13 protein-coding genes are annotated in these 13,325 nt (G+C 46.1%); 8 read left to right on the top strand and 5 right to left on the bottom strand.

The genetic code is table 11. The features are described 5' to 3' along the window. The first annotated feature begins 52 nt into the window (after window positions 1-52). Together RIG61_06510 and RIG61_06515 are read left to right on the top strand one after the other, a co-directional pair. Complete coding sequence (locus RIG61_06510) at window positions 53-502, top strand: transcriptional repressor (GenBank protein ID MEQ9618808.1); 450 nt, start codon at window positions 53-55, stop codon at window positions 500-502. Between the two features lie 105 nt (window positions 503-607). Then, window positions 608-1,912: a hypothetical protein gene (locus RIG61_06515; protein MEQ9618809.1), complete on the top strand. Its 1,305-nt coding sequence runs from the start codon at window positions 608-610 to the stop codon at window positions 1,910-1,912. Window positions 1,913-1,935: 23 nt separating this feature from the next. Here RIG61_06515 and RIG61_06520 read toward each other — a convergent pair whose 3' ends face one another. The 4 genes from RIG61_06520 to RIG61_06535 all read right to left on the bottom strand — a co-directional run bounded on the left by RIG61_06520 (window position 1,936) and on the right by RIG61_06535 (window position 6,264). Next, the gene (locus tag RIG61_06520) at window positions 1,936-2,844 is read right to left on the bottom strand and encodes a hypothetical protein (protein MEQ9618810.1); all 909 of its coding nucleotides are present in this window, start codon (window positions 2,842-2,844) and stop codon (window positions 1,936-1,938) included. A gap of 598 nt (window positions 2,845-3,442) precedes the next feature. Next, a complete protein-coding gene (locus RIG61_06525) occupies window positions 3,443-3,919 on the bottom strand; it encodes a CYTH domain-containing protein (protein MEQ9618811.1) in 477 nt (158 codons plus the stop codon). 38 nt (window positions 3,920-3,957) lie between these two features. Continuing rightward, complete coding sequence (locus RIG61_06530; GenBank protein ID MEQ9618812.1) at window positions 3,958-4,707, bottom strand: AAA family ATPase; 750 nt, start codon at window positions 4,705-4,707, stop codon at window positions 3,958-3,960. Window positions 4,708-4,719: 12 nt separating this feature from the next. Next, a complete protein-coding gene (locus tag RIG61_06535; GenBank protein MEQ9618813.1) occupies window positions 4,720-6,264 on the bottom strand; it encodes a CHAD domain-containing protein in 1,545 nt (514 codons plus the stop codon). A gap of 462 nt (window positions 6,265-6,726) precedes the next feature. Between RIG61_06535 and RIG61_06540 the strand changes: the two genes are divergently transcribed. After that, window positions 6,727-7,410: a hypothetical protein gene (locus RIG61_06540; GenBank protein ID MEQ9618814.1), complete on the top strand. Its 684-nt coding sequence runs from the start codon at window positions 6,727-6,729 to the stop codon at window positions 7,408-7,410. A 41-nt stretch (window positions 7,411-7,451) separates the two neighbouring features. On the opposite strand, the gene RIG61_06545 is transcribed toward RIG61_06540, so the two are convergent. Continuing rightward, window positions 7,452-8,477, bottom strand: a complete 1,026-nt coding sequence (locus RIG61_06545) for a zinc-dependent alcohol dehydrogenase family protein (GenBank protein MEQ9618815.1) — start codon at window positions 8,475-8,477, stop codon at window positions 7,452-7,454. A gap of 332 nt (window positions 8,478-8,809) precedes the next feature. On the opposite strand from RIG61_06545, the gene RIG61_06550 reads away from it, so the two are divergent. From RIG61_06550 to RIG61_06570, 5 genes are all read left to right on the top strand, one after another. Next, complete coding sequence (locus tag RIG61_06550) at window positions 8,810-9,262, top strand: Hsp20/alpha crystallin family protein (GenBank protein ID MEQ9618816.1); 453 nt, start codon at window positions 8,810-8,812, stop codon at window positions 9,260-9,262. Between the two features lie 55 nt (window positions 9,263-9,317). After that, window positions 9,318-10,181: a universal stress protein gene (locus RIG61_06555; GenBank protein MEQ9618817.1), complete on the top strand. Its 864-nt coding sequence runs from the start codon at window positions 9,318-9,320 to the stop codon at window positions 10,179-10,181. A 23-nt stretch (window positions 10,182-10,204) separates the two neighbouring features. Then, entirely contained in the window at window positions 10,205-11,104 is a 900-nt protein-coding gene (locus RIG61_06560) for a universal stress protein (GenBank protein MEQ9618818.1), read from the top strand. Between the two features lie 277 nt (window positions 11,105-11,381). Beyond that, window positions 11,382-12,251 (top strand): universal stress protein, encoded by an 870-nt coding sequence (locus RIG61_06565; GenBank protein ID MEQ9618819.1) that lies wholly within the window; start codon window positions 11,382-11,384, stop codon window positions 12,249-12,251. 64 nt (window positions 12,252-12,315) lie between these two features. Next, on the top strand, window positions 12,316-13,323 hold the full coding sequence (locus RIG61_06570; GenBank protein ID MEQ9618820.1) for a potassium channel protein: 1,008 nt from the start codon (window positions 12,316-12,318) through the stop codon (window positions 13,321-13,323). Window positions 13,324-13,325 lie beyond the last annotated feature (2 nt).

Below are 13,325 nucleotides of genomic sequence, written 5' to 3' on the forward strand. Positions count from 1 at the left end.
TCTGGATATTTTTCTAGTTATTATGTAAAATTAACGAAGGAAAAGTTCCACGATGAATTACATAAATAAAGAAATGATAGAACAAAGGGTGCACGAGTTTATCGAGCGCAGCAAGGACCTGGGCCTGAAAGTCACACCCCAGAGGATTGCCATATACAGGGAGCTCGCCAGCACCAACCAGCATCCGAGCACGGAGAATATCTACAAGAAGATAAAAGATTACTACCCTAACATATCTCTGACAACAATTTACAGGACCCTCGAGACGTTCGAGAAACTGGGTTTGATCTCGGTTGTGAACGTTCTTTACAACGCGGCGCGCTACGACGCGAACCTCGACCCGCACCACCACGTCGTCTGTACGGAGTGCAAAAAAGTAGAGGACTTTTACGATGAGTCCCTGTCGAACCTCGATGTATCGGACATGACTATGAATGGCTACCGTATTAAGGGCTATTCGATGCTTCTTAACGGTCTTTGCAAAGACTGCAGGGACGAATAAATTCGCCCGTTCTTGATCAGCAATTTCCATCTCTAGATAAAACCATACTTTTCATTTAGATAATATTTGTGTAATCCTATTCGAAAAACCGTTAAGGAGAACCGTATGAGTATCCCAGAAGGACTTAACGTCGCTCTCAATTTCGGATTTATGGACGCAGTTTTCACGAGGCGCTCCCGAAGGTTCGGACTGGGGATGGAGATAAAGGAGGGGACGCTCAAGCATCAATCCCGGCACGATCCGGTGCCCCTGTCGGAGCTTGAGGAGGCGTTTTTAATATGGGCCGGTACGGGGATGACCGGGCTCTCGCTGGGCGACCTGCCGCGGACGGGGATCTCGTGGCTCTTCCAATGGACTGGGCGGAGCTGGCCCTGCTCCTGCAATTCGCACTCTACGGAGCTTTTCTACACGAATGACGACGGGGTCTATATGGTGAGACTCCACGACATGATGCCGGCGCACGGAGAGACGACGATATTCCACGGACTGACAGAGGACAAGAAGCTGGAAAGGGTGCTCAATCTATTCAGGAAGAGCCTGGTCAGGCTCGAAGACGGAAGGGCCGACCTACCCCAAGGCGAGCCGGGTCTCTTCGACTTTAACGCCTGGAACTGCAACCGGCCGGGCACGACGTTTTTTATTCCGGTCACCAACACCACTGTCGAGTACATGGTTCTCCTGTTTATATATTTCGGCGCGAAGTACGGCTTTAATATAATCGACGAGCTTAACGGGGGGAGGTCCTGCGGGCTCGATAAGTGGATAGACAAGGGTTACATAAGAAAGGACGTCGAGCTTTCATTATTCGACCTCGAGCTCAGGGTGCTGACTACGCTCAACGTGGAGCAGGCGTTTATCTGCCAGAATATGAACCTCGCGCTTCAGACGCTCGGCCTAGGCGGATGGGCGTTCACGGGACTTCTCCCGCATTACGCCCTCGGAGTAAACCCCGAGTACAAGGGCCTGGGGTTCAGATTTACGCGGCCCGAAAAGACGCTCAGGAGCGCGACCCCGCCCGTTCCCGTGGGAAGGGACGGCGTATTCGAGGCGCTCTGCCCGCCATACGTAAATGACATGGGGGAAGCGGTCGATAAATTCCTCATGATGAGGGGAAGGTTCTGGGAGGAGGACAACCCCTACCCATATAAAAACCCGGAGGGTGTGCTTGCCGACGAGTATCATCCGAGTGAAGTGAGAATCGAGATTGTGAAGGATTTCTGCACCTACGTTTACGAGAATTACGGACGCTTCCCGGCGTTTCTGGACCCGATGTTCGCACGGCTGGTATTTCAGGCTCATCATCTGGACCTCGAATTCTATGACAAATATTACTCGGAAGGCGCCTATACGGAAGTCCACAAGAGCCATTTCAAACTATGGCATCCTGATACAAAAGACCCGTTTGGATAGAAATTACTGAGTTTGAATTACTGCTAATTTTGAATGGCTTCTAATAAATCATATACTTTCTTTATCATCAACGATGAAATATCTTTTTGGCAGTCCTCATTTCTAATTAAGTTTTCATCAATCCAAGAACAAATCCATCCATCTTCTTCAATTACTTCTTTTTCTGAGTGCCTGAAAGTGTTAACAATCGTATTATCGTACTCGTTACCATCCACACCATAGCAAAGTGGTTTCCCATATTTTCCCCAGAATTGATACCACACTCCAAAGTAGAGTAACTCTTGGTTGTTATCGTCTTGTATATATATACTGTATTCTTCATTGTTAGATAAAGGTCTCCTAATCTTAATTTTGTTCCCAAACTCAATAGTAAGGTCATCGCGTAGATCGTCAACTATTTTGAATAGTTTTGTAATGACTTGAGGAATTTGATCAGAGAACATAAGTTTCACCTCCGAATTAGTAAATATTATAGGCATTCTCTCAAACCAACTCTTTAAGATGTTTACAAAATCATTGAAGTATTGATTTACACTGGGAAGTTCATGCTTTTCTAGTTGCTCGATTATATCATTCCAATAGAGCTTTTGAGTTTTTACGTTTGAGTTCGGTAATACTATAGGTGTTCTTTTCCGCCATTCTTCTTTTTTAATTTCTCCAGGCATTCCTTTTCCCCACAGCTCTTTATGTCTATAATCTTTGGGGATTAAAAAAACTAGCCATTTCGTATTTTGATTACATTTGTTCAAATATTCAAGATAGCTCTTTGGTTGATTATTCGTGAGAGTGACGCTGCTAATTTTAATTTCAAAAATAATTTCAACATCAACGTTACTAATGATTAGGTCAGGACGCCCATAGCGATAAAGAAATTTCTGTGTATCACAGTCCTCAAACTCAATCTTATCTAATATTTCTTTTTCTAAAAACAATTCGAGAACCGCAGATCTAAACGGTTTGAATTGCAGTAAATTACAAAACAATTCAGTTATAGTATCTTCATTTCTGACTATATTGTGAAATATATTGCGGTATCTATTGTTCATTTTCTTAAAAAACATTTGTGATAGTAATATTTTTTCATCTAATGAGCAATGTTTTCATATATATGACTCATGATTGCTTCGCTAAGACTCTTCCGGTCCTACCATTTCGATTTTAAATTCTATGACAAATATTACTCGGAAAGTGCCTATACGGAAGTCCACAAGAGCCATTTCAAACTATGGCATCCCGGCGCGAAGGACCCGTTTAGCTCTAAATAACGAGTAAGGTCGAATAACTTCACTAAGGTTCGGGTTCACAGAAAACCTTTCGGTTCTTACACCAAAAAAATGTTCATTTAATATGGTTTAGTAACAATTAGTTGTATGCCATACTTTATGTATTATACGAAGCCAAACTTTTCTTCTTGTATCCTGTTAATTCCACATTTACCTTGCTATATTACACTCTTAATAAAATGGTTTAGGTATAGGTCTATATATACAGTACCTACGGATAGATAAACATAGATAACTAAGGTATTTTCTAGGATATGTCGCAGTCAGGAATTCCGTGTAAAGAAAGATATTTGTTTTTATACCTTTTATCGTCCGTTACTTCGGCCCCGAGCCAATCAGGAGGAATAAAGGTTTTACTTTGATCCTCAGTTTTGAATTCAACCTCGGCAACTTTAAGCCCATGCAGATTGCCTGAATATATGTCAAGCTCGATTAAAAATCCCTCATATTCTATCTCATATCGGGTTTTCTCTATCCTTTTACCCTCGGTCATGGGCCAGAGAGCCTCGAATTGATCCCGGCTCAGCTCAATTTCGACCTCTCTTCTGACAAGCCCGCCGTCTGATTTGACCGTTTGATAGTATTGATCCCCCTTTTTACGCAAGCGGACCTCAAGGTCATCCGTAACAGCGATATAGCCCTGCTCTATTCTATGATTCGGATACTTATTTAGTTCCGGAGGCGGCTTAACTACTAAAAATTTTCTCTCTATTTCCCGGTTCATCTTCAGTAAAGTGAGTTTAGAATATGAAAAGCTGCCCCCTATTTTTGGTTCATTATTCCCTTAATTTCATTCCACAGTTCCGTGTATATTCGGGTCGAGGGCGAGCCCGGCTCGGTTGCGGGCACAGGCTCCCTGTAAATTCCCATCTTCTCTATATCCGAGCGGTACGGGATGAGGGTTTTAAGAAAGTTATTGTCGCCGGAGGATAAATTATCGATTATTTCCCTGTGCAGGTTTTTTCTGATTTCCACCATGGAAAAGAACGTATATAAATTCTTTCGCTTGAACCCCTTCTTCTTAAAAAAGCCGAGCAGCTTTTCGTAGGTGAGTACGGACAGGGTTGTCGGGACGAGAGGCACCAGAATATAATTCGCAGCGTCGAATACGTTCTCAGCAATGAGGGATATGCCCGGGGGACAGTCGAGGAACAGGTAATCGTAATCATGACGTACCTCTTTAAATATCCTGCGGAGACGTGTGCCGGATTTCTTCATGTCGTCGAGCGCCAGGTCGAGATTTCGGAAGGATAGCTTTGAAGGAAGGAGGTCTAAGTTAGAATAGTCCGTGCCCCTGATATTTTTAACTATATTCCCCCCTCCCTTGATGAACTTGTTAGAATTAAAGTTCTTTGATGCCTTGATCCGAAAATAAAAAGAGCATGCCCCCTGCGGGTCGAGGTCACAAATGAGAGTGCGAGAGCCTTCAAGCGCGGCCAGATAGGACAGATTCACGGCAGCCGCTGTTTTACCTACCCCGCCTTTCATGCTGTAAAGGGCAATTGTTTTCATAAGACCACTACTCTAATGGCCGGAGAATAATTTTTCAAACAACGCATCAGTCTCTTCATTGCTGAATTCCTCGAATCTTTTTTTGAAGGCCGCTCTTATTCCCTTCTGCCGTCTGTAGAGCTGGGATATAAGCCCGCCGGCAGACGCTATAATATCCCTTTCGGAATCCGTGCCGGAATCAAGCCCGGCTATATAACCCTTCAGCGTTTCCTGCTGGACGTGAAGGTCGTTGTAATCACCCAGGTTATCCTGAAGACCTTTTAATTGTTTAACCGTCTGCCTGATTTCCCTCTCCGGGAAAAGGGATTCGAAAAATTCCAGAAAATACCTGAGCTTTTTACACTCGATGCGCAGGGTATGCAGATCGCTTTCGGGCGAATCGTCGTTTATTTTATTGCCGAGCTTCAGAACCTTTTTATAACGTTTTCGAATGTGCTTGTCCGCAAGCTCTATAACCGGCATAGCCGCATTCTTCGAAGGCCCGTCTGTTTCGTGAGGTTCGTTCAAAAATTTTTCCCAGGACTGGAGAACGTTCCTGCAGGCCGGACTGTTTATGTATTCTACAAACTCCCGGTGGGCCTGCTGTCTTTCCTTCCGAATTATGGCGAATAACCTGTCGAGCCCGGGGCGGAGCTCCGCGGGGAGCATTTCCAAGTATTCGTCTTTTTTAAGAAGATATATATCGAGGTCCCTGAGTAGATTGGTCTTTTTGCCTAGCCCGGCGAAATCCCTCTTGTACCGGGTCTGTATCCTTTTTTGAAAGACGCCCTTTATGAGCGTCAGCACGGAGCGGGTTCTTCTGACCGCCACCCTGAAATCGTGGAGGAACTCGATGTCGATATCCTCCACAATTCCGTCTACATTTACCTTAATTGTATCGAGAAGGCTAAATAGTATTTTTCTGACAGCCTCCGAAGAGGACATATCCGGCTCGAGCTTGACGTTTATTTTGGACGAATATTCCCCCGGTGTTCTTCCCGCCAATTCGAGCGCGAGGGAGAGTAAATTGAGATCTGTTTTTTCAAGGCCGGGACGGTCCAAATACTGCTTCATCCTTTCGAGCTCTTCTACATACCCCCTGACAGGCTCTATATAAATCATATTAGCGGCTTTATTCTCGTGGCCGCCTTCAGTTAACCTTATTTCCTCATGACCGAGGAAAAGCACTGTTTTGTCATCCTTGTTAAGTAGCCTGTATCTGCTTATCAACCTCTCTACGCTCGTGAGAGGTAGGAGTGCCCTCACATCAATACAGGAGCGCAGTTTCTCCCTAAAAGAAGAGTCGGCAAAGTCCCACCAGAATTTAGGTTTCTTTTTCGTTTTGATGATAACCGAATCCACTGTATCGTTACCTTGTGCTTTTATAAGAGCGTACCGGCTGCCCTCTCTCGCGAGCAAAAGACCATTTTTGTAGATTTTGTAATCGAAGGTGTCAAAATAGTTTTCCTCCTTCGTATGAGTCCCTTCTTTCCTCAGTTTGTAATTACTCTTGAGCTGACCAAGTACGGTATTGAAACCGGCCTCGTCATCGATAACAAAATATTCGATATTACTCAAACCCAACTCCATTTGATAAATTATAAATAAAGGGCATTTTATAATTTAACCTACGCCGAATGCTTTACCATACCGGTTACGTTTCAAATCTTGAATGCAGGGAAATGATAAGCCGGGAAGATACCGGCTTTCAACCCGTAATTTCCATTTATTTCTGTGAATTTGTCAAAACCGTGCATCAGGATTGAATTTCAGGCTTAATTGTATTACCGACTGTAATAGTATATCCTTTAAAATTGCATAAGTTTGATAGCTGAAAGGGTCGATAAGCAATCTTTAACATAATATGTTCAAATTCTGTCCGGAAAACTCTTCAGCCAATCCTTTGACGCTTCCTTAATTTCTTTACATCAAACGGGACTCAATTCAACATTTATGTGAGATTTTGTTCTCTGAAAATTTGTCGACCCGGGGTCTCTGCGATTTTATATGAGGACGGAAGCCAAGGGGGCAGGTTGATTTATGTACGAAACAGCGATAAATAAAATATGCAATTCGATGTTCCCGGTCTTCTATACGATTCACCGGAACGGAATTACGACAGTCGGGATTTGCGGGACCGCTTTTTTTATAAACGATATCGGACACTTCATGACCGCGCTCCAGGTGACGAATGATATACCTGCGGGATCAAAATTAATGTATGCGGGCAACCTGCCACACAGCTCGCTTGACCGCCCTATTGAGATTAAAGAGGTCTATCAAAACAAGTTAAAATTTATTTACATCGGCAAAGTGCCCGAATCCGACCTGCGTGGAGTAAACTTCTCTGTAGATTCCTCCAGCATCGGCGCATCCGTATGTATGGGCGGGTATCCGGTGACCGATTTGCCTATCAATACAGACGATACGGTGAATTTAAGCACCGTGAGACAGTACTGGCAGCCTACTACTGTAATTGACGGGATAGAAGCCGCTATTAATCACGGCACTCGAGGCGGATTTGTAACCCTGCACTCACCACTGAACGGAATGAACGGGGGCCCGGTCTTCAATCAGGAGGGGCTTGTATGTGGTATGGATATCACATCTTTTATACGCGAGGTCCCCGAGCCTAACGGGGGAAAAACCTTTGTTAGAAATGGGGTGGTAATAAGCACACTCAACTTAAGAGATCTTGTGCCGGATCATATTCCTCTCAGTTGAGAACTTCTCGATTAATCCCTAAGTCCTGTAGCGATAACCCCTTAAAGCACCAGCACCTTAGCCCCCCTTATCCTGCCTTCCTTTAACTCCAGTAGCGCGCGGTTCGCGTCTTCGAGAGGATATTCTTCCGTATCGGGCTTAATCGGAATCCTTGCCACGAGCTCTAGGAATTCGCTCACGTCCTTTCTGCTTACATTGGCGACACTCTTTATCCCCTTCTCCATCCAGAGGTGTTCCGTATAATCCAGTTTAAGAAGGTAGTCCTTATCGACGTCCTCTTTACGAATTGCGTTAATCACGAGCCTGCCTTCGGTGTTGAGGTTCTTGAGCGCCTCCACTACAGGCTTCCACACGGGGGTGGTGTCAATTACGGCGTCCAGTCTTTCAGGGGAATATTCCTCCGTGTCCCCGGCCCATACGGCGCCCAGCTCCTTTGCGAACTCCCTTTCACCCTCGCTCCTCGCGAATACGAATATTTTAGTGTCCGGGAACATCTCTCTCGCCATCTTTATGACCAGATGCCCGGAGGCTCCGAATCCGGTAAGCCCCAGACGCTGTCCGTTTTCTATCCCGGTTAGCCTGAGCGATCTGTATCCTATAGCTCCAGCGCAGAGAAGCGGGGCGGCTTCGCGGTCGCTAAAGGTTTCAGGTATGGGGTAAGCGTATTTTTCGCTTACTTTCATATACTCCGCATAACCCCCGTCGGCGTCCCTCCCTGTTGCCGTGAAATCCCTGCAGAGATTATCGTTCCCTTCGAGGCAGTATCGGCACTCCCCGCAGGAGGAATATATCCAGGCTACCCCTACCCTATCACCCTTCCTGAATGAGGAAGCGTCCTCTCCGTTTTCCTCCACTGTACCTACGACCTGATGACCCGGAATTACGGGCAGCTCGGGCGGCGGGGTCCTTCCCTCTATTTCGTCAAGCTCAGTATGGCAGACCCCGCAGGCGGTTACGCGTATTAGAATCTCGCCCTCTCCGGGCGCGGGGTCGGGCACGTCTTTGAGCTTGAGAGGGTCCCTTTTATCAATGAGCGACACTATTTCGTTTAAAACCATTGCCTTCAATTCACTTCTCTCCCCTGAATCATGTTATACACTAATTTACAATCAAACCGTCTTCGATTTCAAAGATTTTTTCCCTCGCCATAATTAACGTCACAGAAAACTACATATATACAACCGGCACATTCCATTCAATCACAGAGGCTTGACAGACAATCTTTCGACTAAATTATTGAGAATGATAAATGTCAAATTTTCTTACAACGTACAGGAAAACAATGGTAGTTAACAAACGCGTCAAGAGGCAGCACACCTAAAACATTCCGATGTTTCATATGGCATGAAAATTGTATCTATATCGTATATATAGATCTTAAAACAAGGGGGTAGTAATTATGGCACTGAAAAGATGGACACCGAGAAGCATGGAGAAGTTTTTTCATGAGATGTTTGAGGAGCCTGTCCCGGAGAGATTCCTTAGAAGGTTTCCCGCTCTCAAATGGATGAGGGACTATGAGGAGATATCACCTGCAGTGGATATGTACGACAATAAGGATGAGATCGTCGTAAAGGCCGAAGTCCCCGGAATCGAGAAAGAAAATATCAAGATATCGATTTCAGATAGCGTTCTCACCATCAAGGGCGAGATGAAAAAGGAAGAGGAGACCAAGGAAGAGGATTATTATTACTCCGAGAGGTCTTACGGCAGCTTCCTAAGATCGCTCAATCTTCCGGCAAAGGTAGTGGAGAATAAGGTAAAGGCCGAGTTCAAGGACGGTATACTCGAAATTCACATGCCGAAAGCTGCTGAAGCGAAGCCGAAAGAGATAAAAGTCGAAGTCAGGTAACGGGCAATCGGGAGGAGAGTATCCCTCCCCTGTTTCTCTTTAAACGGAGGCCGGAATGAAAATAGATAAAATCGTTTGGGGGACTGACGGATCGAAAGATTCCATGCATGCACTCAGGCTGGCGGAAATCCTGTCCGCAAAGTTTAAATCCCGTATTCTCGGTATTTCTGTAATTCCCGAATACTACACGGTAGTGAACGCGTTTCCGCCCGCTGAGAAAGCGAAGTTTCACGACTGGGTCGAGCATAATCTGATAACAAGGAATAAAGAGAGCATGGAAAAAATCAAGCGGGAATTATCCAGGAAAGAAATAAAATTCGATTATGAAATTATAAAGGGAATACCTTCAAAATCCATAACGAAATTTGCCGAGAATGAAAACGCCGACCTTATAGTGCTGGGAAGAGGCAGGCTCCCCGAGCAGACGATCCTCGGCGGCACTGCCCTCAAGGTGCTCAGGACATCGAGGATACCGGTCCTGACCGTACGGGATGATAAATTGAAATACACGATAAATAAAATCCTGGTCCCTATAGCTCTGTCCCACGGTTTATCAAAAAATTTCGGCTACGCCATGGACCTGTCCCGCGAGTTCTGCTCAATGGTGGATATTTTGAATGTAGTCGAAGTCGGATACCACCATTACCCACTCGAGCTTGCCGAGCTGCTTAAGGGGTTCGCTCACAGGGAGCTTCAGGGTATCGTCGGAAAATCCAGAATAACGGACAATCTCGACATGCATACCGTTACCGCCGTTAACGGATGGCGGGGAATAGTGGATTTTGCAATACGGAAAAAATCGGATTTAATTGTAATGAGTAGTTACGGGGAAGGGAAATTTAAAAAGGAATTTATAGGGAGTGTCTCGGAGAAGGTAATACAGGAGTCCCGCTGCCCTGTAATCACGATGACTCCCTGAGCACGGAGAGCGGCGGAGCGCTTATGGAAATAACTAAAATCCTCTGGGCTTCTGACGGTTCCAGAGAATCGGATGAAGCGTTTAAAATGGCAATTTATCTGGCGGAAACATTCGGCGCGGAGATACTGTGTCTTTTCGTCAACGAAGTCCACATACCGGTTACGCATCTCTACCCGAGCTACGAAGAAGTTATTCTGGGAGCGACCGAGAAAACCGAGTCCAGATTCAGGAATATGTTCGAGGAGCTGGGTAAAAAAAATCCGGGTATCGAATTCTCATCAAAAATCGTCAGGGAGAACATCGTGGACGGAATAATAAAATCCGCACGCGAAGAGAGCGCCGACCTTATAGTCATGGGGAAAAAGGGTCACGGGCTAATAGGGAGCGCGCTTCTCGGCAGCAATACCCTTAAAGTGCTCAGGAATTCTCCCGTGCCGGTTCTCTCGCTGAAACTCGAGGAAGGCAGGCAGTCTTACCGCGTCGGCAGGATACTCGTCCCGGTTGACATTTCGGACACAGCCGAATCCGCGCTCTGGAGCGCGCTCGGGCTCGCGGAAAAAACGGGGGCCTCCATAACGGCCGTTTATGTTTTCTGGATTAACGGAAATATATACGACCTGAGCCCTTCCCTGGTCGATGAGCTTATAGACCATTCGGCCGCTGAACTGAAATCCAGGGTGAGGCAGGTAAAAGAGGATTATGGACGTGCGCATAATAAAACCCCGGAGAGTGATATAAAAACCGAGGTGCTGAGCGGTGTAAGTCCCGGAGTTACAATAACGAATTACGCCGCGGATAATAATTTTGATCTCATAGCGGTCAGCACCCACGGAAGAAAAGGGTTTGAGAGGCTGATACTCGGAAGCGAGACCGAAAAGGTTATACGAGAGGCCCGTTGCCCGGTTCTGGCCTTAAAGCCCTAGAGAGAGTAATGTAAATCGACCAAACCGCTTCTATTGAGTTTATCGGCGGAGGACGCGCGAGCCTGAAGAGAGCCTTCTCCCGCCGATACCGCGGGAAGATTACGGAAAACTGACAATCCGGCAGAGAATGCCGCCCTGGGCTCCGTAATGTTTCGCGACAAGAAATCTTCTTCATGAAATCATTGTCAAATGCAAAGAGGTGGAAAGCATTATTTTTATTAGGTTATTTAATCGATTAAAATAAGTGCCCTACAAAAGGAGATAAGGAGGATTAAAATTGATTGATAAAATCGTTTGGACATCAGACGGTTCCAGAGACTCGCTCGACGCGCTGAATTACGCCGTGAATCTTGCCCGGATCTTTGGCTCGGAGATAGTGGGTCTCTACGTCATACCGGACTACTTCGAGGTTCCGACTCTCGATGAATTCCCGAGCACCGAGCTCGACCTCCTCGCTAGCTGGATCAAGGAAAAGGAATCAAAGGGCAGCGACAGGCTTAAAAGCATAGCAGAGGACCTGAGCTCGAGGGGAATAAAGTTCAGCACGCGCATTACTCAAGGGGTTCCCTATCTTAAAATTATAGAGACGGCTGAAGAGCTGAACGCCGACCTCATAGTAATGGGCAAAGGCAGGGCCGAGGAAAAAAATATTCTCGGCGCAACAGCCCTGAAAGTTATCAGACGCTCAAGGATTCCCGTACTGGTAGCAAAAATGGATAAGTCTAAGGCGGAGATAAAGAGAATCCTCATTCCAAGCGACATCTACAACATTCGTTCAAGGGATTTGGAGCTGGCGCTTGATTTCTCAAAGGATATGGGGGCCGAGCTTTTCAGTCTCAATGTAGTCGTAACCGGAGAGGGGAAATATCCGCCGGAGGTGATAGAGCGGATGAGGGGAAACGCTTACGACAAGCTCACCCAAACACTTGATGATGAAGGGCTGGGAAAGTTAATAGAGCCTGTAGTCACTACCTCAAAAAACGCGTGGATGGGGATTGTAGATTTTGTTAAGGAAAAGGACGTAGACCTTATTTTCATGAATTCGTATCAGGGAGGCAAATTCCGGAGGGAGGAGTTTATAGGAAGCGTGGCCGAAAGGGTGGTACAGGAGGCTTCATGCCCTGTTATCACCGTAAAACCACTGTGAAATTGACTCCGGTATAACGGGGTAATACGGAAACGTTTGCAAATATTTTTTAAACTGGCGGAAAATGGTTCTAAAATTCAGAAGCAAGCTCCTGCTATCAATATTCCTCATAGTTTTTATCACCGCTGTAGGCACATCAGGATACATGATTATAGAGGGTTGGAATTTCAGAGATTCTCTATACATGACTGTTATAACCCTTACCACCGTCGGATACGGCGAGGTGCATGAGCTCACGCCCGCGGGTGAGATATTCACCATGATAATCCTCATACTGGGTGTGGGGATCATACTCTACCTGCTTGCCGTTGAGGCGAAAATAATTCTGAGCGGGGAGCTTAGAGATATTATCGGGAGGACAAGAATGGAAAAAAGAATAAAGGATCTTCGCAGTCATTATATTATATGCGGCTACGGGAGGATGGGGAAAACCGTAGCGAAGGAGCTGTTGTCAAAAGACGAAAAGTTTATTATTGTCGAGAAATCGTCATCGAAGATACCGGACGACGAAGAGCATATCTTCCTCGAAGGCGACGCCACAATTGACGAGGTGTTAAAAAAAGCCGGTATCGAGAGGGCAAAGGGGCTCGTATCCGTCCTGCCGACAGACGCCGAGAACCTCTTCGTAGTACTCAGCGCCCGTGAGCTGAACCCGAAATTATTGATCGTAACGAGGGCGAGCGAGGAGACCTCCGAAATCAAGATACTCAGGGCGGGAGCCGACAGGGTTGTTTCCCCTTACTACACGGGCGGACTGAAGATAGCGCACATGATACTCAAGCCCGCGGTAGTGGACTTCATCGAGTTCGCGACGAAAAACGGAAACCTGGAAATTCAGATGGAAGAAGTAGCAGTACGTCCGGGGTCGTCACTGGCGGGGGCCGAGCTTGAGGAGACAGGGATCGTGAAAGACCTGGGGATAATAATTATCGCCGTTAAGAAGTCCGACGGAACCATGCAATTCAACCCCGCCTCAAGGGCCGTCATAGAGCAAGGGGATACTTTGATAGCGCTCGGAGAAATAACGAAACTAAACGAGCTCGAAAGGCTTTCCGGAAAAGTGGCGGTATAACC

This window comes from Deltaproteobacteria bacterium (assembly GCA_040223695.1).
Taxonomy (GTDB): domain Bacteria; phylum Desulfobacterota_D; class UBA1144; order Nemesobacterales; family UBA2774; genus JAVKFU01.

What these genes read in the sequence shown, in the direction of transcription:
- RIG61_06510 (MEQ9618808.1), top strand. Translation starts at nt 53, where the DNA reads ATGAATTACATAAATAAAGAAATGATAGAACAAAGGGTGCACGAGTTT.
- RIG61_06515 (MEQ9618809.1), top strand. Translation starts at nt 608, where the DNA reads ATGAGTATCCCAGAAGGACTTAACGTCGCTCTCAATTTCGGATTTATG.
- RIG61_06525 (MEQ9618811.1), bottom strand. Translation starts at nt 3,919, where the DNA reads ATGAACCGGGAAATAGAGAGAAAATTTTTAGTAGTTAAGCCGCCTCCG.
- RIG61_06530 (MEQ9618812.1), bottom strand. Translation starts at nt 4,707, where the DNA reads ATGAAAACAATTGCCCTTTACAGCATGAAAGGCGGGGTAGGTAAAACA.
- RIG61_06540 (MEQ9618814.1), top strand. Translation starts at nt 6,727, where the DNA reads ATGTACGAAACAGCGATAAATAAAATATGCAATTCGATGTTCCCGGTC.
- RIG61_06550 (MEQ9618816.1), top strand. Translation starts at nt 8,810, where the DNA reads ATGGCACTGAAAAGATGGACACCGAGAAGCATGGAGAAGTTTTTTCAT.
- RIG61_06555 (MEQ9618817.1), top strand. Translation starts at nt 9,318, where the DNA reads ATGAAAATAGATAAAATCGTTTGGGGGACTGACGGATCGAAAGATTCC.
- RIG61_06560 (MEQ9618818.1), top strand. Translation starts at nt 10,205, where the DNA reads ATGGAAATAACTAAAATCCTCTGGGCTTCTGACGGTTCCAGAGAATCG.
- RIG61_06570 (MEQ9618820.1), top strand. Translation starts at nt 12,316, where the DNA reads ATGGTTCTAAAATTCAGAAGCAAGCTCCTGCTATCAATATTCCTCATA.